We start from the raw sequence: 24,509 nt of genomic DNA on the forward strand, positions 1-24,509 counted from the left end.
ACGCCCCGCAGCATGTCGAGGGCGACCTCGAAGCTGCTCATGCCGATGACGGTCCCGCAGCGAGCCGTCACCCCTTCTCCAGGGCGATGCTCTTGCTCCACGCGGCCAGCTCGGCGGCCACCTCGTCCGGCAGGCCCGTCGGCAACTCGGCGCGGCCCTTGAGGTACAACTCGAAGGCGTCGACCACGTCCTCCGCGCAGCCCCGCCGCGACAGGCCGACCCGGTTCGCCCCCGTGGCCCGCGCCGGGTTGCCGACGGTGATGGTGAACGGCTCGACCGTGCGGCGCACCGCCGAGCCCATGCCGACCATCGCGCCCGGGCCGATGTGCCCACGCTGGTGGACCACCGTCCCGAGGCCGAGATTGGCCCAGGACCAGACCTGGGTGTGCCCACCGAGCTGCACGGCGGCGGCCAGGGTCACCCCGTCGCGTAGCACGCAGTCGTGCCCGACCTGGCTGCGGGACAGCAGGTAACAGTCGTCGCCCAGCTCGGTGGTCTCCTGGACGCCCTGGTGCACCGTCGAGAACTCGCGGATGGTGTTGTTGTCGCCGATCACCACGCCGGCACCCGCGCGAGCACCGTCGGAGTCCCACGCCCGCGGATGGGGGCCACCGCGGTACTCGGCCGGCGTGCCGATGACCACGTGCGGGCCGATCCAGTTGCCGTTGCCGATCCGCGCCGGTCCCACGATCACGCTGTACGGCCCGACGACGTTGTCGTCGCCGAACTCCACCTCGGCCCCGACGACGGCGGTCGGGTGGATGCTGTTCGCCATGCTTGTCCGCTCCGCAGGAGATGTCGGCCGAGGGCTGCCGGCGGTCCCCGGGCCGGTGCCGGTCGGAGAGCCTACCGGATGCCGGGCCACCGGCCCGCGGTCCGGCCGACGGTCGGCGGTGACTCCCGGTGTTCGCCTCGTCGCGGTGCGGCGTGGTGGCGTGGGGCGTCGTTACTGCGGCGCGGGGCGCTGCGGTAGCGTAGGCCGGCGTCGCCTCCCGGCGGATCCCCCGGCGTGCCCGTACGATCCCACCGGTGGGCCGGACCACCCCCGCCCCCACCCGACGCCGACATGGAGTTGCCACTGTGCGGATCGCGGTCGTCAACAACTTCTTCCCGCCCCGTCCCGGCGGAAGCTCCCACCTCTCCGCGGCGCTGGCGGAACGCTACGCCGCCGCCGGCCACGAGGTGCTGGTGTTGACGGCCGCCTACCGGGGCACGCCGGCCGAGGAGGAGCGGGACGGTTACCGGGTGGTCCGGCTGCCCGCGATGCCGATGCCGAAGCTCGGCCTCTCCATCGACTTCGACATGGCCTTCGCCCTGGCCCGGCCCGGCAACCTGCGGCGGATGTCCCGGCTGCTGACCGAGTTCGCCCCCGACGTGATCCACCAGCACGGGCAGTTCTTCGACCTGAGCTGGATCTCCGGTCAGTACGCGCGCCGCCACCGGACCCCGGTGCTGCTGTCCATCCACACCCGCCTGGAGAGCCCGGATCCGAAGTACGCGGCCCTGTTCCGGCTGCTGGACCGGTTCCTCGTCAGGCCGCTCATCCGGCGGTTCCACCCCCGCTACGTCATCATGGACGAGCTGGCCGCCCGCTACTGCGCGCAGCGTTACGGCGCGACCACGGCCGACTTCGAGTACATCCCGGTGGCGGTCGAGCCGAGCCGCTTCGACGGCACGCCGGAGCTGGACGTGCGCGCTCGGCACGGCATCGGTGACGCGCCGCTGATCGTCTCGCTCGGGCACGTCATCCCGCTGCGCGACCGGCTCGCCCTGGTCGAGGCGCTGCCGACCATCCTGGCCAAGCACCCCGACACGCGGGTGCTGGTCATCGGCCGGGTCTACTACGACGCGTACGCCAAGCGGGCCGCGGAGCTCGGCGTCGCCGACGCCGTCATCAGCACCGGGGTCGTCTCGTCGGCCGAGGTGCCGGCCTACTTGGCCGCCGCCGACGTGGTGGCCCACGACCTGCAGGGCGGCGGGTTCGGCACCGCCAGCCTCGAGGCGATGGCCGCCGGCCGGGCGACGATCGGCACGGTGACCGAGACCAACTTCCCGGCCGTGCACCTGCGTAACTGGGAGAACTTCGTGCTGGTCCGGCCGGACGACCCGGCCGACCTCGCGGACGCCGTGATCCGGCTGTTCGACGACCCGGAGGAGCGGGAGTGGATCGCCAAGCGCCAGCGCGACCTGGTCTACTCGCACTTCACGCTGGACGTGGTCACCCGCCAGCACCTGGCGGCGTTCGACCGGATGGTGAAGGAACGGGCATGAGCGTGTTCTCCGACGACGAGCGCAGCAACCGGCTGCGCACCGGCATCCTCGACGGCTTCGTCGGCGGGCTGCTCAACGACGTCGAGCGGGCCCGGTACCTCGGCCTGCCCGAGACCACCCGGATCCGGGAGCGGACGAAGATCGTCAGCCCGGAGAACCTGGTCATGGGCGAGCACTGCTGGATCGGGGAGAACACCGTCCTGGACGCCAGCGGCGGCCTGGAGATCGGCGACCACACCAGCATCGGGCTCAACTGCCTGGTGTTCACCCACTCCAGCTGGCTGGCGAACATGATGCTGGAGAACCACTCCGGCAGCGACCTGATCGAGCGCAAGCCCGTGAAGATCGGCAAGGGCTGCTTCATCGGCGGCAACAGCGTGATCATGATGGGCGTCACCATCGGCGATTGTGCCACCGTTAACCCGCTGTCTGTCGTGACGAAAGACGTCCCGGCCTACAGTCTGGTGTCGGGCAACCCCGCGCGGGTCTTCCAGCGCTACGACGAGGACTACCTCAGGGCCGAGGCCGAGCGGGTCCGCGCCGAGAACGCCGCCCTGCGTGCCGAGGCACAGGCGCGTGGGGAGGCCCCCGGCTGGGGCTCGCCCGCCCGGCGCCGCACTGGGCAGTGACCAACCCCTCAACAAGCTACGGAGAATGCACGATCATGAGCCTCACCGACCGTCTGCGCGGTGTCTTCGTCGACGCCCTGGAACTGCCCGAGGGCACCGACGTGGAGAACCTGACCTACCGGGGCGTCGAGCAGTGGGACTCCCTCGGCCACATGACGCTCGTCGCCGCCGTCGAGGACGAGTTCGACGTCCAACTCGACACCGAGCAGGTCATCGACATGAGCAGCTTCAAGGTCGCCCTCGACATGCTGCGGGGCCTCGGCGTCGATGAGTGAGCTGACCGCCCGGGTGGCCCTGGTCACCGGCGGCACCCGCGGCATCGGCCTCGCCACCGCCCGCGCCCTCGCCGAGGCGGGGGCCACGGTCGTCGTCACCGGCCGCGACGCCGACCGGGCCGAGGCGGTGGCCAAGGAGTTCGGCGGGCACGGGCTGGGGCTCGACGTCGCCGACTTCGACGCCGTCGGCGCCACCGTCAAACAGGTCGTCGCGGCGCACGGCGGGCTGGACGTGCTGGTCGCCAACGCCGGGATCATGGAGAGCGGCCTGTTGGGCATGCTGCGCGCCGACGACGTCCGCCGCACGCTGGACGTCAACGTCGCCGGGGCGGTCGCGGCGGTGCAGGCCGCCGGTCGGGCGATGGCCCGCAAGCGCCGTGGCGCCGACGGCACCGAGCGCCGGGGCGGCTCCATCGTGCTGCTCGCCTCGGTCGTCGGCACGTACGGCGCGGCGGGCCAGTCCGTGTACGCGGCGTCGAAGGCCGCCGTGGCCGCGCTGGCCCGCTCCGCCGCGCGGGAGCTGGGCGGCCGAGGCATCCGGGTCAACGCCGTCGCGCCCGGGGTCATCCGCACCGACCTCACCGCGTCGCTGCCCGCCGAGGTGCTGGACCGGCAGGCGGCAGCCGCCGCGCTCGGCCGGCTCGGCGACCCCGACGAGGTGGCCGACGTGATCCGGTTCCTGGCCGGCGACGCGGCCCGCTACGTGACGGGTCAGGTGCTCGGCGTCGACGGAGGGCTCGTCCCGTGAACTTGGTCGCCCCGAACGCCCGGCTGATCGACGCCGCCACGGGCGTCGTCCTCGGCGGCGTGGACCTCGCCGCCGAGGTGGGCCGGCACGCCGCCGCGTACGCCGGGTTCCCGCCCGGGGTGGTCTTCGCCCGCAGCGGCACGTCGGTGCCGGCGGTGCTGCGCTACGCGGGCGCGCTGCGCGCGCAGCGACCGGTGGCGCTGCTCGACCCGGGGTTGGACCCGGCGGTGCTGGCCGACTTCGTGCGGCGCTTCGAGCCCGCCGTGGTGGTGGGCCTCGCCGAGGGCGGCGCGGGCGCGGACCCCGGCGAGCGGCCCAAGGGCTACCGCGCGGTCGACGACGAGATCCTAGGCCCGGTGTGGGTCCGCGAGCTGGCCTGCGCCGACCAGGCGCACCCGGATCTCGCGGTGCTGCTGGCCACGTCCGGCTCGACGGGGGACCCGAAGTTCGTCCGGCTCTCCCGGGCCGCCGTGGAGTCCAACGCGGCGGCCATCGCGCGGGTGCTGGCCATCGGCCCGGACGAGGTCGCCCCGACCAGCCTGCCGCTCTACTACAGCTTCGGCATGTCGGTGCTCAACAGCCACCTCGCCGCCGGGGCGACCGTCCTCGTGGTCGACGGCGGCGTGCTGGCCCGCGAGTTCTGGCAGGCCGTGTCGACCTACGGCGCGACGTCGCTGGCCGGGGTGCCGCACAACTACGAGATGCTGCACAAGATCCGGTGGAGCCCCGCGAAGTACCCGACGCTGCGCACCCTCACCCAGGCCGGCGGCAGGCTGCGCGACGAGACGATCCTCGCCTTCCACTCCAAGATCGCCGCCGTGGGCGGCCGGTTCCACGTCATGTGGGGCTGCACCGAGGCGGCTCCCCGGATGAGCACCCTGCCGGCCGGCGCGCTGCCCGACCGGGTGGGCTCGGTCGGCCCGGCCCTGCCCGGCGGCTCGTTCACGGTGCTCGGCCCCGACGGCGCGGAGACCGACCGTCCCGGCGTGGTCGGCGAGCTGGTCTACCGCGGCCCCAACGTCATGATGGGGTACGCGGAGAGCGCCGCCGACCTGTCCCGCGGCGACGAGCAGGGCGGGGTGCTGCGCACCGGTGACCTGGGCCACCTCGACGCCGACGGGTTCGTGTGGCTGCGCGGCCGGCTCAAGCGGTTCGGCAAGGTCTTCGGCATCCGGGTCAACCTGCACGACATCGAGGAACTGGCCCGTGACCAGGGGCCCGTCGTCGCCGTGTCCGGCCCGGACCGGGTCGTCGTCTTCGTCGAGGGCGGCACCGACGACGGCGCGCGGGCCCTCGCGGGGCGGCTGGCGGAGCGGCTGCGGCTGCACCGGTCCGGCTTCGACGTGCGTACCGTCGAGCGGTTGCCGCAGCTGCCCAACGGCAAGATCGATTACCGCTCCCTGGAGGCGCTGGTATGACCCTGTTCGCCCTCGACCAGGCGGCCCGCGAGGCCCGGCTCCTGCCGGAGCTGGTCGAGTTGACCGAGCACCACCGGGCCCGCAGCCCCGAGTACGCCCGCCTGCTCGCCTCCCTCGGCCACCTGCCCGGCCGCCGCTACGACCGCGTCGCCGACCTGCCCTGGCTGCCGGTGCGGCTGTTCAAGCACCACGTCCTCAAGAGCATCGGCGACGACGAGGTCTTCAAGGTCCTCACCTCCTCGGGCACCACGGGCGACGTCAGCCGCATCTACCTGGACCGGGAGGCGGCGGGTGTGCAGCAGAAGATGCTGTCGGCCACGCTGAGCGCGGTGATCGGCACCAAGCGGCTGCCGATGCTGCTGGTCGACACGAAGGCCCTGTTCAAGAACCGGACGTCGTTCTCCGCCCGGGGCGCCGGGGTGCTCGGCCTGATGAACTTCGGCCGCGACCACACCTTCGTCCTCGACGAGCAGGAGCGGCCCGACCCCGACGCGGTGCGTGCCTTCCTGGAGCGCCACGGCGGCCAGCCGTTCCTCATCTTCGGCTTCACGTTCATGACCTGGCTCTACCTCTACGAGCTGGCCCGTGAGCACCGGTTCGACCTGAGCAACGGCATCCTGATCCACAGCGGCGGCTGGAAGAAGCTGGTCGACCGCGCCGTCGACAACGCGGAGTTCCGCCGCCGCTTCACCGCCGACACGGGCCTGACGCGCATCCACAACTTCTACGGGATGGTCGAGCAGATCGGCACGACGTTCCTGGAGGGGCCGGACGGCGGCGGGCTCTACTGCCCCGAGTTCGCCGACGTCATCGTCCGCGACCCGCACACCTGGGCGGAGGTGCCTGTGGGCACCCCCGGGGTGGTGCAGGTGGTCAGCACGATGCCCCGCTCGTACCCGGGGCACCTGCTGCTCACCGAGGACCGGGGCGTCGTGCACGGCGTCGACGACGGGGCCTGGCCGGGCAAGCGGTTCTCCATCCTGGGCCGGCTGCCCCGCGCCGAGGCGCGTGGGTGCAGCGACACGTTCGCGGAGGCGGCGGCATGAGCGGGTGCGGGGGCATGAGTCGGCGCGGAGGCGGCGGCATGAGCGGGCGCGGCGAGGGGCGGGCATGAGCGGCAAGGTTGTCGAGCGGTTCCCGGCCGGCGGCGCGACCGCCGTCGACGACCTGGTCGCCGGGCTGCGCGCGGCCCCGGCCGGCGGCCCGCTGACCGTCGGCGACGACCGGATCGTCGAGTTCCTGGTGGCGTTCGCCCGGCGGCTGCTGCGCCCGGCGGTGGCCCGCCGGCACCCGGAGCTGGCCTCCCTCGGCTTCTTCCTGCGCCGGGGCGAGATCGCCAAGGCCCTGACCCGGGTCGCGGACGAGCCCGGCCAGCTCCGCTTCCCCCGAGGGCTGGTCTTCCACGTGCCGCCGGCCAACGTCGACACCATCTTCGTCTACTCGTGGGCGCTGTCCGCGCTCGCCGGCAACGCCAACGTGGTACGGATCTCGTCCCGGTCGGCGGGTGCCGCCGACGCGGTGCTCGACGCGCTCGACGACACCCTCGCCGACGCCGACGAGGTGGTCCGGCAGACCCAGCGGATGGTCACGTACGGGCGCGACGACGCGGTGACCGCCGCGCTGTCGGCCGCCGCGGACCTGCGGGTGATCTGGGGCGGCGACCGGTCCGTCGGCGAGATCCGCCGGCACCCGCTCGCCCCGCACGCCCGGGACCTGACCTTCCCGGACCGGTCGTCGTTCACGGTGATCGGGGCGGCCGGCTGGCTCGCCGCCGGCGAGGCCGACCGCGACGCCGCCGCCCTCGGCCTCTACAACGACTCGTACTGGTTCGACCAGGCGGCCTGCGCCTCGCCGCGCGCCGTCTACTGGGTCGGCGACCCGGCCACCACCGAGGCCGCCCGCGCGGACCTGCTGGCCCGGCTGCGTGCGGTGCTCGACGGCAAACGGCCCGAGGTGGACGCCGCGATGGCGGTGGAGAAGCGGGTCGCCACCTACGGCCTGGCCGTCGAGGGGGCGGCCACGGCCATCCGCTTCGACGGCAATGACCTGGCGACGGTGGAGCTGGCCGGGCCGGGCGACATCCCGCGCCGCTGGCTCGGCGTCGGCACGTTCCCGCAGGCCCGCGTCGACAGCCTCGCCGACCTCGCGCCGGTGGTGGTGCGCCGCGACCAGACCGTCACCCACTTCGGCTTCGCCGCCGACGAGCTGGTCGCCTTCGCCCGCGGGCTGGCCGGGCGGGGGGTGGATCGGATCGTGCCGGTCGGCGACGCGCTGAGCTTCGCCGCCACCTGGGACGGCTACGACCTGATGCGTGAGTTCACCCGGATCACCAGCGTCGTCACCCGCTGACCTGCCGGCGGGGGCGTCCTACCCGGCGGAGGCGGTGTCGGCATCGGCCGGGGCCTCCCGGCGGAGCTGACGCACCCCGGACAGGGCGGCCAGGCCGGCGGCGAGCACGTCGGCGATGGTGAAGATGAGCCGGGACGCCAGCGCGATGCCCATCGCCGCGCCGACGCCGCCGCTGCCCTCCAGGAACGGGGCCAGCGCGGCCACCAGCACGGCCTCCCGCACGCCCAGCCCGGAGGGGGAGAGGAAGGCGAACATGCCGACGGTCATCGCGATGGCGAACGAGCCGACGCTGCGCAGCAGCCCCTCCACGCCGGGGGTGGCCTGGGCGTTGGCCAGCAGCCACAGGTGCACGCCGAACAGGGCGTAGCCCAGCGCGCTCCAGCCCACCACCCGCGACACGCCGGGCCAGGTGAGGCGGTGCTCCAGCGGCGGGCGGCGCAGCACCCGCAGGGCGAGCTGCACCAGCGCGGTGAGCACCCGCGGCACCGCGCAGACCAGCGCGACCGGGAACAGCGCCGCCACGATCCACAACGCGACCCGCACCGAGTCGGCGTACGTGGAGTCGCCGCCGCCGGCCGCCTCGCGCAGCGCCGGCAGGCTCAGCAGGCCGAGGCCCAGCGCGGCCGTCACGCCGAGGCCCACGGAGACCAGGGTGGCCAGGAAGGCGCGGGCCCGGGGCAGGCCGGCCCGCCGGCTCAGCTCGACCTGGAGCACGTACGCCCACACGCTGCCCGGGATGTACTTGCCGAGCTGGCCCACCAGGCAGATGCGCAGGGCGGCGGGCACGGACACGCGGTGCTCCAGGTCGCGCACGGCGGCCCGCCAGGCCATCGTGTTGGCCACCATCCCGGCGAGCGCCGCGAGGACGGACAGCGTCACCGACTGCCAGGCCAGGCCCAGCCACGTCGAGCGGACCTGCGGCCACTGGTCGACGACGCTCCAGACCATCCCGGCGGCGATGGCGACGACGACGGCGACGCGGACACCCAGCGACAGCCACCGCTTCGGCGGGCCGGCCGGTGCGGCGGCGACGTCGCTCGGCTCCGGGGCACCGGAAGGGAGGGCTTCCTTCCGCGTGACGGTCTGGACCATGCGTTACGTGCCTCCGCGTCGCGTTTCGTCCGTAGCGGAAAGTGAGGACGGACCGAGCAGGGCACTACACTAGCCCAGGCCGCGCGCCCCCACTCGCCCGGCGCGCCCGCGCGGAATTCCTACCGCGACGCCGGCCACCGCCCGTCGTCTCGACGTCCGCCGCTGTTACCGTGCTCGCTGCCACCGACCCCCGAGGAGAATGCTGTGATCCCCATTTCCGTCGTGAAACTCGACGAGAAGGCCGAACAGCTGGCGGTGGAGGTGATCCGCTCCGGCGTGCTGGCGCAGGGTCCGATGGTGGCCCGGCTGGAACGCGAGTTCGCCGACCTGGTCGGGGTGGAACACGCGGTGGCGGTCAACAACGGCACGACGGCGCTGGTCGCCGCCCTGGAGGTGCTCGACCTGCGGCCCGGCGACGAGGTCGTCACGAGCCCGTTCACGTTCGTCGCCACCCTCAACGCGATCCTCGAGGCCGGCGCGACCGCGCGGTTCGCTGACATCCGCGAGGTCGACTTCTGCCTGGACCCGGCGGCCCTCGCCGCCGCGATCGGCCCGCGCACCCGGGTCGTCATGCCGGTGCACCTGTACGGCCAGCCGGCCGACATGGGTGCGATCGTGCCCCTGGTCGAGCGGCACGGCCTGGGCCTGGTCGAGGACGCCGCGCAGTCGCTCGGCGCGACGGTCGACGGGCGGGGAACCGGCAGCTTCGGCCTGGGCGCCTTCTCCCTGTATGCCACGAAGAACCTCACCACCGGTGAGGGCGGCATGATCACCACCGACGACGCCGTCCTCGCCGACCGGCTCCGGGTGCTGCGCAACCAGGGCATGCGCCAGCGCTACCAGTACGAGGTCGCCGGCCACAACTACCGGCTCACCGACCTCCAGGCCGCCCTCGGCATCCCGCAGCTCGCCGGCTACGCCGACACCGTCACGCGGCGCAGGGACAACGCGGCCCGGCTGCACGCCGGCCTGGCGGACGTGCCGGGGCTGCGCCTGCCGGCCGAGCTGCCGGGCCGGACGCACGTCTGGCACCAGTACACCGTGCTGGTCACCGACGCCGCGCCGGCCAGCCGCGACGAGGTGGTCGCCCGGCTGGGCGAGCAGGGGGTGGGTTGCGGCGTCTACTACCCGAAGGCGGTCTACGACTACGACTGCTACCGGGAGCACCCCCGGGTGGTCGCCGACCCCGCCCCGGTCGCCGAACGGGTGGCCCGGCAGTGCCTGTCCCTGCCGGTGCACCACCACCTCGCCGACGGCGACGTCGACCGGGTCGTCGAGGCCGTGCGCAAGGCGGTGGGCGCGTGACCGCCCCGGTGCGCTTCGCGCTCGTCGGCACGGGCGTGATGGGCGCACTGCACGCCCGGGTCATCGCCCAGTCCGACCGGGCCCGGCTGGTCCGGGTCGTCGAGCCCCGCGAGGCCGCCGGCCGGGAGGTGGCCGAGCGGTACGGCGCGCGGTGGACGCCCGACGGGTCGGACCTGTCCGGCGTCGACGCGGTGGTGATCGCCGCACCCACCGAGTTGCACCACGCGCTCGCCGGCGAGGTGCTCGCCGCCGACAGGCCGCTGCTGATCGAGAAGCCGGTCTGCGGCAGCCTCGGCGAGACCGAGGACATCGTGGCCACCGCCGAGAAGCGGGGGGTCCCGCTGCTGTGCGGGCTGCTGGAGCGGTTCAACCCGGCGGTGCTCACCGCGCTCGCCCTGGTCGACAACCCGGTGCACCTCACCGTCACCCGGCACTCACCGTACGCGCCGCGGATCCGCACCGGCGTGGCCTGGGACCTGCTGATCCACGACGTGGACCTGGCCATCCGGGCGTTCGGCGGCCAGGAGCCGACCGACGTACGCGGGGTGCTGGGCCACTTCCACCCGGGCTCCCTGCCCGGCGCGGAGGACGTCGCCGAGGCCCTGCTGACGTTCGGTGACGCGGCGCTGGCCAACGTCTCGGCGAGCCGGATCGGCCAGCGCAAGGTGCGGACGCTGGTCGTCAGCGAGGTGGACCGGCTGATCGAGGCGGACCTGATCCGCCGGGACGTCACCATCTACCGGCACGTGTCGCTGGACGCGGCGACGCCCGACGGGCGGGGCTACCGGCAGCAGAGCATCATGGAGGTGCCGGAGCTGGTCTCCAACCGGGAGCCGCTGGCCGCCCAGCTCGACCACTTCCTGGACATCCTCGCCGGCGACGCCGACGCCGACGCGGAGCGGCGGTCGATCCTCCCGGCGCACCGGGCCGTCGGCCGGCTCTTCGCCGACCACGGCTGACCCGCCTGGCCCGCCTGACCCGCCTGGCCCGAGCCGGCGGCGTCGTGTCGCCGGCCGGGCCGCCGATCACGTTCGGGTAGGCTTGCCCACCGTGCGCCCGGCCGGCCGCCGCCGCCCGCCGAGGGTGAGCCCTGGCAGCCCGCCTTCCCACTCGACAGAGATCAAGGAATCCCCTGTGCCGAACGTCGCAGACGACGCCCTGGCAGTGGAGGACCAGCGCGCGCCGGAGGACCTGCCCCGCGCCCCGGACGACCAGCCCGAGACGCCGCAGGACCCGCCCGGCACGCGCGAGGCCCCGCCGGAAACGCCCGACGACCGGCCCGCGACACCGCAGGACCCACAGGACGAGCCCGGCACACCGCGCGACGAGCCCGGCACACCGCGCGACGAGCCCGCCGAACCGGCCGGGCAGCCGCCCGCGCCGGCAAGCGCCCCCGACGTCACGACCGCCCCCGCGCGGCTTTCCTTCCCGCGGCGGTTCGGTGCCGCCTTCGGCGCCCTCCCGCGCCGGATCACCGACGCCGCCGTGCTGGCGTTCGCGCTGTTCACGGTGATCTACCACGCGGGCTTCCTGGCCGAGCTGCGACCGTCGGTGATGTTCCGCAGCTGGCTCTACTGCTGCGCCGCGCTCGCCGTCCTCGCCGTGGCGCTCGGCGTGGTCCGCGCCGTACGGCGTCGCCGCGCCGCGCCGACGCCGCCGGCCGCACCGGCCGACCCCGCGCCGGCGGGAAGGAGCCGCTGGTGGTGGCTCGCCGTCGGCGTGGCCACCGCCGCGCTCGGCATCGCCGCCGCCGTCACCGCCGGGATGGGCGGGCTCGCGTCGTGGTGGGTGCCCACCGGTCTCGGGCTCGCCGCCTCCGTCGGCGCGGCGCTGCTGGCCCGCCGGGCCTGGCTGGCCCCCACCGGTCCGCCGGAGCCGGCCGCCACGGGCTGGCAGGCCCTCTTCGTGCTGCTCGTCTCGGCCGGGGTCGCGGTCTCCTCGCTCTACATGGCCCGCAACAGCAAGGACGACGTCTTCTACGTCGGCAAGTCGGTGTGGGTGGCCGAGCGGGACATCGTCCCGGTGCGGGACTTCCTGTTCACCGAGCACGTGGCCGCCCCGCTGAGCACCCAGCCGCCGACCGCCTCGATCGAGGTCTTCGCCGGCGCGCTGGCCCGGTTCCTGGGCCTGCACGCCGCCGACGCCACCTGGTTCGTGCTGCTGCCGGCGCTGGCCGTGCTGGCGGTGCTGGCCCTGTGGCGGCTGGTGCACCGCTGGGCGCCCCGCCGCCCGGTGCTGGCGTTCGTCGTGGCCCTCACGTACCTCTACCTGGTGGTCGGCTCGGACGCCGCGCTCGGCACCTTCCACCTGCCCCGGCTCTACGAGGGCAAGGGCATGTTCGTCTCGGCGGCCGTCCCGCTCATGTGGGTGTACCTGACCGACTGGTTCGAGTCCCGGTCGAGGTGGAAGCTGTTCCTGATCGCCGCGCTGTCGGTGGTGGCGACCGGGCTGTCCACGACGTCCGCGATCATCCTGCCGCTGCTGGTCGGCGCGGCCTGCCTGGCGATGCTCCTGGTCGGCCGCTGGGGGGCCGCGCTGGCCGCGGGCGTCGCCGCGCTGGCCTACCCGGTCGGCGGGGTGCTGGTGTCCCGGCTGGTGCTCGGGCCCGTGGCGACCGCCGGGGGCGAGACCCAGTTCTTCGACGCCGAGGGCACCTACCGCCGGACCCTCCTGGTCGGCGTGCTCGGCGTCATCGGCGGACTCGCCCTGTGGCTGGCGCCCCTGCTCGTGCGGGGGCGCGCGCCCCGGCTGCTCGCCGCCGGCGCCGCCCTGACCATGAGCGTGCTGTTCGTGCCGGGCGTGCTGGAGGCGCTCGGCGAGGCCACCGGCGTGTCGGCGGTGCTGTGGCGGGTGCCCTGGATCCTCGCCCTGCCCGGCCTGATCGGGATCCTGTGCACCGTCAGGCTGCCCCGGCTGCCGTGGGTGTCCCGGCTGGTCGGCTTCGTCGTCGCCAGCTCGCTGATCTTCTGCTTCGCCACGTTCGGCGTGCCGATGTGGAGCCGGGACAGCTTCACCGAGGTGGCGCCGCGCCCGCTGTGGAAGCTGCCGCAGCAGCGCCTGGAGATCGTCCAGTGGATCGAGGGGCTGCCCCGCGAGCCGGGCCTGCTGCTCGCCCCGTCGACGCTGATGCGGGTCGCGCCCGTCGTGAGCAGCCACCTGCGGGTCGTCATGCCGCGCGACGGCTACCTCGTCGAGTACGACCAGAGCTCCGACTTCGTCCGCGACCGGCAGCGGTTGGCCGCGTTCGCCGACGGCACGGCGATCGCCCCCGACGCGGAGGTGAAAGCGTCGATCGAGCGGCTCAACGTGACTACCATCTGCGTCTACTGGGTCAACCTTGAGGCCAAGGCCGCCCTCAAGCGGCTCGGCTACGAGATGTACGCCCGGCGGTTCGCCCCCGGCGCCGTCCGCTGCTTCCGCCAGCCCTGAACGGCCGGTCCCCGACCCGCCCGACGGCGCGGTCGGGGGCCGATCGGGTAGCAACGGGACGAAGCCCGTAATACCCGAATATGGCTCGCCGTTCGTCTCGCGTTAAGGTCTGGGGGCGAGTGGGACCAGGACGACGCACGGGGGTCCCCGCCGCTAGCCGCACTGAACCAGGAGGCCGGTCCCGCACAGGGCCCGGCCCCGTCGCCGATCTCGTTGGGGGAGAGTAACCGTTGTTCGGCAAGTTGATGGGACCGGCGGGCGTGGCCGCTCGCGGAGCCGTGCTGCTGCTCTTCTACCTGATCGCGCTCGCCGCGGGAGCCCTCGGCGCGGTCTGGGTGTTCGCGGTGAGCGGGATCGCCGCGATCGCCGGTGAGTTCGCCCTCGCCCGGTGGTCGACGCCCACCATGACGTTGCTGGAGAAGGTCGGCCTCGGCCGCGGCTACCGGCAGCTCACCCGCGACCTCTCGGCCGTGCTGCTCGTGGTCGCGGCGATCCGGCCCAGCTCGGTCGAGCTGACCGCGATCCTGCTGCTGCCGGCCGTGACCTGGGTGATCGCGGTCTTCGCCGGGGCGCTGAACCGGATGATCGACCGGCGCAACCCGGTCTCCGCGCTGGTGCGCAACATCGATCTCGGCCCGATGCGCTCCGCGCCGCGCCCGCCCGAGTGGGCGGCCGGGGTCGCCGGTGAGCGGCTCGCCATGGTCAACATGCTGCTGGTCCCGGCGGCCGTGCTCTCGGCCGTGTGGGACGACGCCGCGCCGGTGCTGGCCGGCGGCGCCGCCGCCGTGCTCGCCGCCGCCGTGACCGGCGGCATCGTCGCGCTGACCTGGCTGCGGGGCCGGGGCACCGGCAAGAGCACCGTGCTGCCGGCGGTGCAGAAGTGGCTGGACTCCTACCGGCCCGAGGTCGCCCTCTACTTCGCCGGGCCGGCGAAGGACGTCTACCAGGCCAACATGTGGCTGGCCCCGACCGAGGCCCTGGAGCGGCGGGCGGTGGTGCTGATGCGCAGCCGGGAGGCGTTCAACGAGCTGGCCGACACCCGGCTGCCGGTGATCTGCGTGCCGGCCGGTGTGGACTTCATGAACCTGGAGCTGGGCAGCGTCCGCGCCGCCATGTACGCGGCGAACGTCGGCGCGAACATCCACATGCTCCGGGAGCCGGGCATGAAGCACGTCTTCGTCGGGCACGGCGACAGCGACAAGCAGGCCAGCGTCAACCCGTACAGCAAGGTGTACGACGAGGTGTGGGTGGCCGGCCTGGCCGGCCGGGAGCGCTACGCGCGGGCCGGCGTCGGCGTGCTGGACGCCGACATCGTCGAGATCGGACGGCCGCAGCTCGCGGGCGTGCACACGTTCGGCTCGGAGTCGCCCGACCGGCCCTTCACCGTGCTCTACGCGCCCACCTGGGAGGGGTGGCTCGACGACGACCCGTACCACACGTCGCTGGTGTTGATGGGGGAGCGGATCGTCCGGGGCCTGCTCGCCGCCCGCCCGTCGCTGCGGCTGATCTACAAGCCGCACCCGCTGACCGGCACCCGGTCCAAGGAGGCGAAGGCCGTCCACGAGCGGGTGGTGGAGCTGATCGGCGCGGCCGGCGGCGACGTCGCCGCCACCTCCCTCGACGGCCCCCGCCACCGGGTCGTCACCGGCCGGGTCCCGGCCCTGTTCGACTGCTTCAACCAGACGGACCTGCTGATCAGCGACATCTCCAGCGTGGTCTCCGACTTCGTGCAGAGCCAGCGCCCCTACGTGGTGGCGAACCCGAGCGGGCTGCCCGAGGACGACTTCCGCCGCAACTTCCCCACCTCCCGGGGTGCGTACCTGCTGTCGCGGGACTGCGGCGAGCTGGAGAAGATCGTCGCGCTCACCCGGGCCGGCGACGACCCGATGACCGAGGCCCGCCGGGACCTGAAGGTCTACCTGCTCGGCCCGGACGAGCCGAACTCGATGGAGCGGTTCCGGCAGGAGATCGGCCGCCTCTGCGGCTGACCGCCCCGACGTGCCGGGCCCGGGTGACCACGGTCGCCCGGGCCCGGACCGTGTCGGGTCGGCCCGCATCCGTCGCTCAGCCCAGCAGGCGCGCGACCGCGTCGGCGGCCGGGACGTCGGCCGGCAGGGCGTGGGCCTCGACCACGGCGGCGACCGGCAGCACACCGTACAGGTGGGGGAAGAGCTCGCCGCCCCGGGACGGCTCCCAGCGCAGCCCCGCGCCGAGCGCCGCCGGGTCGACGGCGAGCAGGGTCAGCCCGGTGTCGCCGGCGAAGTGCCGCCGGGCGGTCTCGACCAGTTGGCCGGCGGCGGAGAGGTGGACGAACCCGTCCCGGCGGTCCACCGCCGAGCCGGCGAAGTGCCCGGCGGCGCGGGCGGCGTCCCACTCCGTACTGGTCAACAGTTTGTAGATCACCCCGGCAGCCTACGGCCGGGGCCGGCGGCCCGCCGGGCGGGCCGCGCGGCACGGGCGCACGGGGACTGACCGGGCGGCCCTCCCGCCCGGCCGGCACGTCTGCGACCATTCCACGGTCGAGAACGAGGAACCGGGGAGGCGGGTTGCGCATCCTGCTGGTCGAGGACGACCGTCGGGTGGCCGCCGCCCTGTCGTCCGCCCTGACCCGCCGCGGCTACGAGGTGGAGCACGCCGCCACCGTCGCGGCGGCGCTGCGCGCGGCACCGTGCGACCTGGTGCTGCTCGACCTGACCCTGCCCGACGGCGACGGCACCGACCTGTGCCGCGCCCTGCGCCGGCGCAGCGCGCAGCTCGGCATCATCGCCGTCACCGCCCGCGGCGAGGAACGCGACCGCGTCCTGGGCCTGCGGCTGGGCGCCGACGACTACGTGGTGAAACCCTTCTCCATGGTCGAGCTCCAGGCCCGCATCGAGGCGGTGCTGCGCCGGGCCGCGCACGCCGCCCCGGAGCGGGACGTGATCGAGGCGGGACCCGTGCGCATCGACGTCGCCGCCCGGACCGTCACGGTCGCCGGCCGGGAGGTCACCCTCACCCGCAAGGAGTTCGACATCCTGCTGTCGCTGGCCCGGCAGCTCGGGGTGGCGGTGTCCCGCGACCGGATCCTGCTGGACGTCTGGGGCACCACCTGGGCCGACCCGCACACCGTGGAGGTGCACGTCGGGTCGCTGCGCGGCAAGCTGGGCGACCCCCGGCTGGTGGAGACCGTGCGCGGCGTCGGCTACCGGCTGCGCGGGGAGTGAGGGGAGCCCCGTGCGTCGTCGGCTGGTCATCAGCTACCTGCTGCTGATGGTGCTGGTGCTCGTCGCGCTGGAGACCCCGCTCGCGGCGACCCTGGCCACCCGGGAGACCGACCTGGTGCGCGCCGACCGGCTCGCCGACGCCACCCGGTTCGCCTCGCTCGCCGGGCCGGCGCTGCGCGGCGGCGTCCCCGGGCCCCTCGGCGGCGAGCTGAGCAGCTACGACGAGCTGTACGGCATCGGCGCGGCGGTGGTCGACCGGGACCGCCGCACCGTGGTCGCGTCGCGTAGCTGGCGCTCCGGGGCCGGCACCGAGTCGGCGCTGGACACCGCGCTGTCCGGGCAGCAGTTCAGCGCACCGGGCTCGGTGTGGCCGTGGGCGGACGGGCCCGTCGTGGTGGCGGTGCCGATCAACGACGGCGGCGAGGTGCTCGGCGCCGTCGTCATCACCACCCCGGCCGGCGCGCTGCGCCGGACCGTCACCGCGTGGTGGCTGCTGCTCGCGGCGACCGGCATCGTCGCCGTGCTGGCCTGCGTGCTGACCGCGTTCGGGCTGGCCGGGTGGGTGCTGCGCCCGGTCACCGAGCTGGACGCCGTCACCCACGAGATCGCCGAGGGCGACCGGGGGGCCCGGGTGCAGCACCGGCTGGGCCCGCCGGAGCTGCGCCGCCTGGCGGCGAGCTTCAACAACATGGCCGACGTGGTGTCCGACGTGATGGACCGGCAGCGGGCGTTCGTCGCGCACGCCAGCCACCAGCTGCGCAACCCGCTGACCGCCCTGCGGCTGCGGGTGGAGGAGCTGGGGCCGAGCCTGACCGATCCGCAGGGGCGGGCCGAGCACCAGCTCGCGCTGGAGGAGACCGACCGGCTGGCGCTGCTGCTCGACGCCCTGCTCACCCTGGCCCGCGCCGAGCGCGAGGAGAACCAGCGGGTCACCGTCGACGCGGTGGCCGTGGCCGCGTCGCGGGTCGCCGCCTGGCAGCCGCTGGCCCGGCACCGGTCGGTCACCCTCCGCCTGGCCACCACCGACGGCCCGGCGTACGCCCGGACCGTGCCGACCGCGATCGACCAGGCGCTCGACGCCCTGATCGACAACGCGGTGAAGTTCAGCGGCACGGGCGGCGAGGTGACGGTGAGCGTCGGGCGCGCCGACGGCGGGGTCGCCCTGGAGGTGCGGGACACCGGCCCGGGCATGACCCTCGACCAGCTCGACCGGGCCACCGAGCGGTTCTGGCGGGCCCCCGAGGTGCAGAACGTCGACGGGGCGGGGCTCGGGCTGACCATCGTGGCGGTCCTCGTCGACGCCTCCGACGGCCGGCTCACCATGCGGCCGGGGCGACCGCGCGGGCTGGTGGCCGGCCTGTGGTTCCCGGCCCCGGACGATGCCGGCTGACCGCTTCCGTGGCCCGGCCGGCGGGTCAGGGCTTGGCCGACCGGTACCAGGCGGCGGCACCCGGATGCAGCGGCAACGGGGCGGTGGCGATCGCCGACCGGGGGCTCATCCGGCCGGCCGCCGGGTGGGCCGCCGCCAGCTCCGCCCGGCGCTCCATCAGCAGCCGGGTCACCTCGCGCACCAGCGGCTCCGGCAGGTCCGCCCGGACCACCAGGTAGTTCGGGTTCGCCACCGTCGTGACCGGCTCGACCCCGTAGACGGAGCGGGGGATGTCCCGGGACACGTAGACCTCGCGGTAGCTGCGCCGCAGCGGCTCGGTCCACTCGCCCAGGTCGACGATCCGCACGGCGCTGCCGGCGGCGAGCTCCTCGACGCCGCGCACCGGCAGCCCGCCGGAGAAGAAGAACGCTTCGATGCGGCCGGCGCGTAGCGCGGCGACCGAGTCGTCGAGGCCGAGCCGTTCCCGGCGCACGGCGGCGTCGCCGAGGTGGGCGACCTCCAGCAGCCGGGTGGCGGTGACCTCCGTGCCGGAGCCGGGCGCGCCGACGGAGACCCGCCGGCCCCGCAGGTCCGCCACCGAGCGGACCGGGCTGCCGGCCGTGGTGACCAGGTGCAGCAGGTCGTCGTAGACCCGCGCCACCGCCAGGACGCTCGGCTGCTGCTCCCGGTCGGTGGGCAGCACGTCGGCCTGGGTGAAGCCCAGCTCGGCCTGGCCCGCGCCCACCAGGCGCATGTTCTCCGCCGAGGCGGCGGTCACCACCACGCTCGCCCGCACCCCGGGCAGCTCGCGGTTGAGGATGCCGGCCAGCGACCGGCCGAACGCGTGGTAGACGGCGGTGGGGCTGCCGGTGGCGATGCGGATCGGCACGGGTTCGCCCGGCGAGTCCTGGCAGCCGGCGAGCCCGGGCGCTGCCGCGACCAGCACCAGCAGCAGCGCGGCCACGCCGGCGGCGCGCGGGGGCACAGTCCAGCTACGGCTCACCCGGTGCACTCTGCGCGGTGCACCACCACCCGCGCAAGCCCACGGCCCGCGCCGGTCTGTGCCGGGCCGCGCTCGGCGCGTCCTGAGCGGGGGCGGCCGGTGTGGGAGGAGTCAGCCGACGGCGGCCACCCCCGGCCCGGTCGCCGGGTCCAGGGTGACGCTGCGCAGGATGCGGTCCCGGTCCGGGCCGTCGGCCACGCTCACCACGAAGCAGCCCGCGCCGGGCCGCAGCAGGGCGGGTACCTCCAGCAGGGCCGCCCCCCGGACCAGCACGGCGGCCAGCTCCCGGTCGGTCAGCCGGATCCCGAGGATGTGCCGGCGCACGTGCCGGCCGCCGGCCAGCAGCGACGCCCGCCACGCCGCGGCGGCCAGCCGGGGCCGCCACGTCCGGCGCGGCGCCGACGCGCCCGCCGCGGGCCCGCCGAGCAACTCCCGGCGGCCCTGCCGCCAGCCGGTGTCCACCAGCGCCGCGTACGCCGCCCGGTGCTCGCGCGGCACCTGGAGGCGGTGCAGCTCGTAGCGGCGGCGCAGGCCACCGGTGGTCGCCTCGTGCCGCACCGGGATCTCCAGCCGGGCCAGGAGCTGGCGCATCCGCAGCGCGGCGTCCTCCCGGTTGAACTCGGCGGCGGCGGCGCTGCCGTGCGGGTGGGCGGGGGCCGCCGGACGCCGCCCGGCCCGGCCGGGCGCGGCCGGCGCGGACACGCAGCGCAACAGGCAGGCCACCTCGAACGCGTCGGCGAGGGTCACCCAGTCCAGCGGGGCCGGGGCCGCCGGAAGACGAGGCCGGTCGAGCAGCGTGGGTTCGAGGGGCACCACAGTCTCCTTGTCGGCGTCGGATACCCCTACCGTGGCCCGCCGGACGGCCCGGTGGTACCCGTGGCCGCCAGGCTTGAGGAAATCTTGCGACAGTTCAGAGCGTCACAACTGCGTCACCACCACGTCGACCGCCCGGGGCCGCCCGGCCGTCACGGGCTGCTCCAGCACCGTGTACTTCGCCTCCCGCAGGGCGGCCACCAGGCCGTCGGCGGTGCGCGGCCGGGCCCCGGCGGTGAGCAGGTCGCGCACCAGCCGTCCCTTCGTCGCCTTGTTGAAGTGGCTCACCACGCTGCGCACCGGCCCGGCAGGGGTGTCCCGCTCGTGCAGCACCCGCACGGTCACCGTCCGTCCCGCCAGCTCGCCGCGCGGGGTCCACGTCGCCGCGTACGCGCCGGAGCGCAGGTCCAGCACCGGGCCGCGCCCGGCCGCCGCCTCCAGCGCCGGCCCCAGCTCCCGCCGCCAGTACGCCGACAGCGCCCCCACGCCGGGCAGCCGCGCCCCGATCGGGCACCGGTACGGCGGGATGCGGTCGGTGAGCCGCACCGCGCCCCACAGCCCGGAGCTGATCAGCACCGACCGGCGGGCCGCCCGCTGCGCCGCCGCCGGCAGCGTGGCCAGGTCGAGGGCCTCGTAGAGCACGCCCGTGTAGAGCCGGCCCGCCTCGGCGGTGGCCGCCCGCTCCAGCCGCGCGTTGCGGCGCAGCTCGCCGGCCAGCCCTGGGGTCAACCCCAGCGCCTCCAGGGCCGCCGCCTCGTCCGGGGCCGCCGCCCCGCCCGCACCCCCGCAGAGCTGCACCAGCGCCGCCAGCACCCGCGCACGGGCGTCGGTCAGCTCGGGCAGGGACAGCCGGGCCAGGTCCAGCCGCCGGCCGGTTCCGGCGTCGGCCTTGCCCTCCGAGGGCGGCAGCAGGATGAGCATCGCCTCACGACTCCTCGCGCACCCGGCGTCGTGCACGCCGGTCGGGCCAGCGTACGCACCCCGCTCAGCGCCACGGCCGCACGGCCGTCTCCGGGTGGTACACGCGATAGCGGCCGACCTCGGCGAGCAGCGCCGCCCCGGCGCGCGGGCCGAGCAGCTCCCGCAGCCGAAGGTCGGCCGGGCCGCCGGCCACCAGCACGTACCCGGGCCGGTCGGCCAGGGCCACCCGTCGCCAGTACGGCCGGTACCGGTTCTGCCCCGGCATCAGCCGCCCGTCGAGCACCCCGCAGACCACCTCCTCCGCCGTGTGGAAGACCAGCCGGTTGCAGGTCCAGTATTCGCCGTACACCGCGCGCAGCCCCGCCCGGCGCACGACGTCGGCCAGCTGGCGGGCCTGCCGCTCCTCGGCGCGCAGCGGCCCGAGGCCCGCCACGAACAGGCCGGTGGCGGCCAGCGCGGTGGCGGTCAGCCCGGCCAGCGCGGCCGTCGCCGACGCCCCGGCTAGCCGCCCGGCCGCGCCCGCCGGCCCCCGCCACGCGCGCCGCGCCGCCACCCACAGCGGCCACAGCGCCACCGGCAACGACAACTGGAGCACCGACAGGTAGCGGGCGTTGTTCAGCGGATCGGTGGCGGCCAGCGGGCTGCGCACGTACGCCGCGAGGGTCAACCCCGCGCCCGCGACCAGGGCGAGCTGCGCGGCCGGCCCGACCCGGTCGGCGGCCGGGCGTGCGGCGGCCCGCCGGTACGCGACCAGGGCGAGCACCGCGGCGGCGGCCAGCAGCACGGGGTACGCCACCCCGAACCACTGCTGCCAGCGGGCGCAGCCGCCGGCCGGGCACAGCCCGGTGGCCAGCGGCACCCCCTCCAGCAGCCCGCCGTGCAGCCGCTCGGCCAGCGGCGGCGTCGCGCCGGCATCCCGGCTGATCCGCCGCACCACCGTCAGCGAGTCCTGCCCCGGCGGCGCGCGCAGGCTGTCGACGATCAGCGGGGCCGCCCCGACGGCGAGCCCGGCCGCCAGCGCCAGCCCGCACCGGCCCAGCAGCTCCCGGCGCAGCACCCAGGCCAGCAGCAGGACGGCCGCCGCCAGGTACGGCACGATCAGCCAGTCCGACCAGACGGCCAACCCGGCCAGCAGCCCCGCCGCCCCCGCCGCCAGCGGCCGGAACCGCACCCGCCCGTCGGCCAGCCCCACCGCCACCAGCAGGATCGCCAGCACCGCCGGCTTCACCTCGGGCCGCCCGCCGACCGCCTGCAACTGGTCGCGCAGCACCCGCTCCGGGCCGAGCGCGAGCAGGCCGACGACCAGCACGGCGAACCAGGGCGCGCAGATCCGGCGGGTCAGCCGGTACGCCAGGAACACGAACACCGCCCACAGCGCCAGCAACGGCAGCCGCAGCACCGGCCAGCTCGGCCCGGCGACGGCGACCAGCGGGGCCGCCAGGTACGCCTCCGCCATGCCCATGTAACGCTGCCCGTACAGGAAGACCGGGTGCTCCCGGCCGGCGGCGATGTGCAGCGCGGCCAGGCCGAACGTGGCCTCGTCGCTGTTCGACACGGGCACGGTGAGCAGCGTGAGGACCAGCCGGTAGCCGAACCCGGCCAGCCCGAGCAGCAGCGCCGCCAGCGCCGGCCGGTCGAGCGCCGGACGCCACCGCCCACGGTCCCGCACAGCTGTCGACACGACCAACGCCCCCGTCGTCGCCCCGACCGGAGTGTGTCACGCGCCCGGGGCGCACCGGGCCGGATCGCCGCAGACCGGCGGCGGGCGGTGGTCGCCCGCGCAGCCGGCGGCTCGCGTGGCCGACGTCGCCGCGGTGTGGCAGGGTTGCCGTGTGCCACCGACACCCGCCGGCGAACTGGCCGTACCGAACCTGCACCGGGCCGCGCGGTTCGAGGACGCCGTGCACAACCTGGTCGAGCGCCGGCTGCGGCGCACCGGGTGGCAGACCAACATCATCGCGTACGCCGGCTACGGCGCGCCCGGCTGGGCGCGGGTGCTGTGCCGGGTGCTGCTCGGGCGCCCCGACACGCGGTCGCGGCAGCGGCTGGAGAAGGTGCGCGGCTGGCGCAGCTTCGCCACCCTGCCCGCCAAGCACGTGACGGTCACCATCGAGGCCGGCGGGGTGACGCACGAGGCGAAGGCCGACCGCAGCGGCTTCGTCGACACCGTCGTCGAGGCCGACCTGACCCCCGGCTGGGCGTCGGTGCGCCTCGGCGTCGCCGACGCCGAGCCGGTGGAGGCGCTGATCCGCGTCCTCGACCCGAACGTCCGGTTCGGCATCCTCTCCGACATCGACGACACGGTCATGGTGACCGCCCTGCCGCGTCCGCTGCTGGCCGCGTGGAACACGTTCGTCCTCGACGAGCACGCCCGCGCCGCCGTCCCCGGCATGGCGGTGCTCTACGAGCGCCTCGTCACCGCCCACCCCGGCGCGCCGGTGTTCTACCTGTCCACCGGCGCGTGGAACGTCGCGCCGACGCTGACCAGGTTCCTGTCCCGGCACCTCTATCCGGCCGGGCCGCTGCTGCTCACCGACTGGGGGCCGACGGCCGACCGGTGGTTCCGCAGCGGCCGGGAACACAAGCGGGCCACCCTGGCCCGGCTGTCCCGGGAGTTCCCCGACGTGCGCTGGCTGCTCATCGGCGACGACGGCCAGCACGACCCGGAGATCTACCGCGAGTTCGCCGCCGGGCACCCCGACAACGTGGCCGGCGTGGCGATCCGCCGGCTGTCGCCCACCCAGTCGGTGCTCGCCGGCAGCCTGCCCACCCCGTCGGGCAGCTCCTCGTCGGGTCCGGTGGGGCAGAAGTGGCTCTCCGCGCCGGACGGCGCGGGCCTGTGGAAGCTGCTGCGAGACGCGGGCCTGGTGTGACCCGTCCCCGCTCGGCAGCGACGAGTCCCCGCCGGCAGGTGGCTCGGGCGGCGCGGGTCAGGCGCGACACGCGGGCCGCGCTCCGAGTGCCACCTGACCTGTTTGCATAGCATCGATGCTATGACGTGGGGTAGCGTGGAGCTCGAACCCGAAGTCCGCGACTGGCTGGAGGGTCTGTCGACAGCACACTTCGCCAGAGCGGCCTTCTATGTCGACCTGCTCGGCGGGCGAGGGCCGCTTCTCGGCGAACCGTACACCAAGCAACTCGACGGCAAGCTGCGCGAGTTGCGGTTCTACCTGGATCGCGACCGGTCAGGGTGACCTACTGGATCGCCACAGATCGTCGCATCATCCTGCTGACGGTCTTTCGGAAGACCCGGATGCGGGAGGACCGCGAGGTCGAGCGGGCGCGACGGGCGCTGGAACGATGCGTGGCGGAGCGACACACTGTGCACCAGGGGGCGGAGCGATGAACGATCGAAACGACTGGAACGAACTGCGTGAGCGACGCCTGGCCGAGCCCGGGGCCGCAGCCGCCTACGAGGCGGCACGGATCGCCTTCGAGCTCGGGCAGACGGTTCGGGAACTGCGTGAACGAAACGGCTGGAGCCAGACCGAGCTCGCCCGTGCCGCAGGAATGACGCAGTCGGCCGTGGCCCGTTTCGAGGCCGGCGGAACGGTGCCGACCCTGACGGTGCTCGAACGGCTGGCCAGGGCGCTGAACATGAGACTCGACGTCACGTTCGCGCCCCGGGCGGACGCGGCCTGATCCCCGCCGCGCACGGGCGGCCCGCCATGCGCTCTGTCTGAG

23 protein-coding genes are annotated in these 24,509 nt (G+C 75.0%); 16 read left to right on the forward strand and 7 right to left on the reverse strand.

Annotated features, from left to right (window positions below):
- Window positions 1-67 precede the first annotated feature (67 nt).
- The gene (locus tag ACFYWL_RS18315) at window positions 68-775 is read right to left on the reverse strand and encodes a UDP-N-acetylglucosamine acyltransferase (RefSeq protein WP_386974005.1); all 708 of its coding nucleotides are present in this window, start codon (window positions 773-775) and stop codon (window positions 68-70) included.
- Between the two features lie 305 nt (window positions 776-1,080).
- On the opposite strand from ACFYWL_RS18315, the gene ACFYWL_RS18320 reads away from it, so the two are divergent.
- The 7 genes from ACFYWL_RS18320 to ACFYWL_RS18350 all read left to right on the forward strand — a co-directional run bounded on the left by ACFYWL_RS18320 (window position 1,081) and on the right by ACFYWL_RS18350 (window position 7,690).
- On the forward strand, window positions 1,081-2,271 hold the full coding sequence (locus ACFYWL_RS18320) for a glycosyltransferase family 4 protein (RefSeq protein ID WP_386974008.1): 1,191 nt from the start codon (window positions 1,081-1,083) through the stop codon (window positions 2,269-2,271).
- The gene (locus ACFYWL_RS18325) at window positions 2,268-2,900 is read left to right on the forward strand and encodes an acyltransferase (protein WP_386974010.1); all 633 of its coding nucleotides are present in this window, start codon (window positions 2,268-2,270) and stop codon (window positions 2,898-2,900) included. Before ACFYWL_RS18320 ends, ACFYWL_RS18325 begins: the two co-directional genes overlap by 4 nt.
- 35 nt (window positions 2,901-2,935) lie before the next feature.
- A complete protein-coding gene (locus tag ACFYWL_RS18330; protein ID WP_386974013.1) occupies window positions 2,936-3,175 on the forward strand; it encodes an acyl carrier protein in 240 nt (79 codons plus the stop codon).
- Window positions 3,168-3,923: an SDR family NAD(P)-dependent oxidoreductase gene (locus ACFYWL_RS18335; RefSeq protein ID WP_386974016.1), complete on the forward strand. Its 756-nt coding sequence runs from the start codon at window positions 3,168-3,170 to the stop codon at window positions 3,921-3,923. Before ACFYWL_RS18330 ends, ACFYWL_RS18335 begins: the two co-directional genes overlap by 8 nt.
- Window positions 3,920-5,341 (forward strand): AMP-binding protein, encoded by a 1,422-nt coding sequence (locus tag ACFYWL_RS18340; protein WP_386974019.1) that lies wholly within the window; start codon window positions 3,920-3,922, stop codon window positions 5,339-5,341. The genes ACFYWL_RS18335 and ACFYWL_RS18340 overlap by 4 nt, the downstream gene beginning before the upstream one ends.
- On the forward strand, window positions 5,338-6,387 hold the full coding sequence (locus ACFYWL_RS18345) for an acyl-protein synthetase (protein ID WP_386974022.1): 1,050 nt from the start codon (window positions 5,338-5,340) through the stop codon (window positions 6,385-6,387). The genes ACFYWL_RS18340 and ACFYWL_RS18345 overlap by 4 nt, the downstream gene beginning before the upstream one ends.
- Before the next feature lie 64 nt (window positions 6,388-6,451).
- The gene (locus ACFYWL_RS18350; RefSeq protein ID WP_386974025.1) at window positions 6,452-7,690 is read left to right on the forward strand and encodes an acyl-CoA reductase; all 1,239 of its coding nucleotides are present in this window, start codon (window positions 6,452-6,454) and stop codon (window positions 7,688-7,690) included.
- A gap of 18 nt (window positions 7,691-7,708) precedes the next feature.
- On the opposite strand, the gene ACFYWL_RS18355 is transcribed toward ACFYWL_RS18350, so the two are convergent.
- Entirely contained in the window at window positions 7,709-8,782 is a 1,074-nt protein-coding gene (locus ACFYWL_RS18355) for a YbhN family protein (protein WP_386974027.1), read from the reverse strand.
- Between the two features lie 204 nt (window positions 8,783-8,986).
- Here ACFYWL_RS18355 and ACFYWL_RS18360 point away from each other — a divergent pair, with 204 nt between their 5' ends.
- The 4 genes from ACFYWL_RS18360 to ACFYWL_RS18375 all read left to right on the forward strand — a co-directional run bounded on the left by ACFYWL_RS18360 (window position 8,987) and on the right by ACFYWL_RS18375 (window position 15,504).
- On the forward strand, window positions 8,987-10,087 hold the full coding sequence (locus ACFYWL_RS18360; RefSeq protein WP_386974030.1) for a DegT/DnrJ/EryC1/StrS family aminotransferase: 1,101 nt from the start codon (window positions 8,987-8,989) through the stop codon (window positions 10,085-10,087).
- Window positions 10,084-11,046: a Gfo/Idh/MocA family protein gene (locus tag ACFYWL_RS18365; protein ID WP_386974033.1), complete on the forward strand. Its 963-nt coding sequence runs from the start codon at window positions 10,084-10,086 to the stop codon at window positions 11,044-11,046. Before ACFYWL_RS18360 ends, ACFYWL_RS18365 begins: the two co-directional genes overlap by 4 nt.
- A 175-nt stretch (window positions 11,047-11,221) precedes the next feature.
- Window positions 11,222-13,516, forward strand: coding sequence for a DUF6077 domain-containing protein (locus ACFYWL_RS18370; protein ID WP_386974036.1), 2,295 nt, complete (start codon window positions 11,222-11,224; stop codon window positions 13,514-13,516).
- A gap of 230 nt (window positions 13,517-13,746) precedes the next feature.
- The gene (locus ACFYWL_RS18375; protein WP_386974039.1) at window positions 13,747-15,504 is read left to right on the forward strand and encodes a CDP-glycerol glycerophosphotransferase family protein; all 1,758 of its coding nucleotides are present in this window, start codon (window positions 13,747-13,749) and stop codon (window positions 15,502-15,504) included.
- Between the two features lie 76 nt (window positions 15,505-15,580).
- Here the strand turns inward: ACFYWL_RS18375 and ACFYWL_RS18380 are convergent, their stop codons facing one another.
- A complete protein-coding gene (locus tag ACFYWL_RS18380; protein WP_386974041.1) occupies window positions 15,581-15,919 on the reverse strand; it encodes a DUF952 domain-containing protein in 339 nt (112 codons plus the stop codon).
- Window positions 15,920-16,062: 143 nt separating this feature from the next.
- Between ACFYWL_RS18380 and ACFYWL_RS18385 the strand changes: the two genes are divergently transcribed.
- Together ACFYWL_RS18385 and ACFYWL_RS18390 are read left to right on the forward strand one after the other, a co-directional pair.
- Entirely contained in the window at window positions 16,063-16,719 is a 657-nt protein-coding gene (locus ACFYWL_RS18385; RefSeq protein WP_386974043.1) for a response regulator transcription factor, read from the forward strand.
- Between the two features lie 10 nt (window positions 16,720-16,729).
- Window positions 16,730-18,109: a sensor histidine kinase gene (locus ACFYWL_RS18390; RefSeq protein WP_386974045.1), complete on the forward strand. Its 1,380-nt coding sequence runs from the start codon at window positions 16,730-16,732 to the stop codon at window positions 18,107-18,109.
- Between the two features lie 25 nt (window positions 18,110-18,134).
- On the opposite strand, the gene ACFYWL_RS18395 is transcribed toward ACFYWL_RS18390, so the two are convergent.
- The 4 genes from ACFYWL_RS18395 to ACFYWL_RS18410 all read right to left on the reverse strand — a co-directional run bounded on the left by ACFYWL_RS18395 (window position 18,135) and on the right by ACFYWL_RS18410 (window position 22,506).
- Window positions 18,135-19,091: a TAXI family TRAP transporter solute-binding subunit gene (locus tag ACFYWL_RS18395; RefSeq protein WP_386974048.1), complete on the reverse strand. Its 957-nt coding sequence runs from the start codon at window positions 19,089-19,091 to the stop codon at window positions 18,135-18,137.
- 111 nt (window positions 19,092-19,202) lie between these two features.
- Complete coding sequence (locus ACFYWL_RS18400) at window positions 19,203-19,904, reverse strand: hypothetical protein (RefSeq protein ID WP_386974050.1); 702 nt, start codon at window positions 19,902-19,904, stop codon at window positions 19,203-19,205.
- Window positions 19,905-20,009: 105 nt separating this feature from the next.
- A complete protein-coding gene (gene yaaA, locus ACFYWL_RS18405; RefSeq protein ID WP_386974052.1) occupies window positions 20,010-20,825 on the reverse strand; it encodes a peroxide stress protein YaaA in 816 nt (271 codons plus the stop codon).
- Between the two features lie 64 nt (window positions 20,826-20,889).
- Window positions 20,890-22,506, reverse strand: coding sequence for a hypothetical protein (locus ACFYWL_RS18410; RefSeq protein ID WP_386974054.1), 1,617 nt, complete (start codon window positions 22,504-22,506; stop codon window positions 20,890-20,892).
- A gap of 151 nt (window positions 22,507-22,657) precedes the next feature.
- On the opposite strand from ACFYWL_RS18410, the gene ACFYWL_RS18415 reads away from it, so the two are divergent.
- The 3 genes from ACFYWL_RS18415 (at window position 22,658) to ACFYWL_RS18425 (ending at window position 24,467) form a co-directional block, all read left to right on the forward strand.
- The gene (locus tag ACFYWL_RS18415; RefSeq protein ID WP_386974057.1) at window positions 22,658-23,698 is read left to right on the forward strand and encodes an App1 family protein; all 1,041 of its coding nucleotides are present in this window, start codon (window positions 22,658-22,660) and stop codon (window positions 23,696-23,698) included.
- A gap of 120 nt (window positions 23,699-23,818) precedes the next feature.
- A complete protein-coding gene (locus ACFYWL_RS18420) occupies window positions 23,819-24,019 on the forward strand; it encodes a type II toxin-antitoxin system RelE/ParE family toxin (protein WP_386974059.1) in 201 nt (66 codons plus the stop codon).
- Between the two features lie 148 nt (window positions 24,020-24,167).
- Entirely contained in the window at window positions 24,168-24,467 is a 300-nt protein-coding gene (locus ACFYWL_RS18425; protein WP_386974062.1) for a helix-turn-helix transcriptional regulator, read from the forward strand.
- Window positions 24,468-24,509: the final 42 nt, after the last annotated feature.

Source organism: Micromonospora sp. NPDC002575 (genome assembly GCF_042889525.1).
GTDB classification, from domain to species: Bacteria; Actinomycetota; Actinomycetes; order Mycobacteriales; family Micromonosporaceae; genus Micromonospora; species Micromonospora carbonacea.

Coding starts and splice junctions, on each gene's coding strand:
- ACFYWL_RS18315 (WP_386974005.1), bottom strand. CDS start 775: ATGGCGAACAGCATCCACCCGACCGCCGTCGTCGGGGCCGAGGTGGAG.
- yaaA (WP_386974052.1), bottom strand. CDS start 20,825: ATGCTCATCCTGCTGCCGCCCTCGGAGGGCAAGGCCGACGCCGGAACC.
- ACFYWL_RS18355 (WP_386974027.1), bottom strand. CDS start 8,782: ATGGTCCAGACCGTCACGCGGAAGGAAGCCCTCCCTTCCGGTGCCCCG.
- ACFYWL_RS18345 (WP_386974022.1), top strand. CDS start 5,338: ATGACCCTGTTCGCCCTCGACCAGGCGGCCCGCGAGGCCCGGCTCCTG.
- ACFYWL_RS18420 (WP_386974059.1), top strand. CDS start 23,819: ATGACGTGGGGTAGCGTGGAGCTCGAACCCGAAGTCCGCGACTGGCTG.
- ACFYWL_RS18335 (WP_386974016.1), top strand. CDS start 3,168: ATGAGTGAGCTGACCGCCCGGGTGGCCCTGGTCACCGGCGGCACCCGC.
- ACFYWL_RS18330 (WP_386974013.1), top strand. CDS start 2,936: ATGAGCCTCACCGACCGTCTGCGCGGTGTCTTCGTCGACGCCCTGGAA.
- ACFYWL_RS18350 (WP_386974025.1), top strand. CDS start 6,452: ATGAGCGGCAAGGTTGTCGAGCGGTTCCCGGCCGGCGGCGCGACCGCC.
- ACFYWL_RS18325 (WP_386974010.1), top strand. CDS start 2,268: ATGAGCGTGTTCTCCGACGACGAGCGCAGCAACCGGCTGCGCACCGGC.
- ACFYWL_RS18425 (WP_386974062.1), top strand. CDS start 24,168: ATGAACGATCGAAACGACTGGAACGAACTGCGTGAGCGACGCCTGGCC.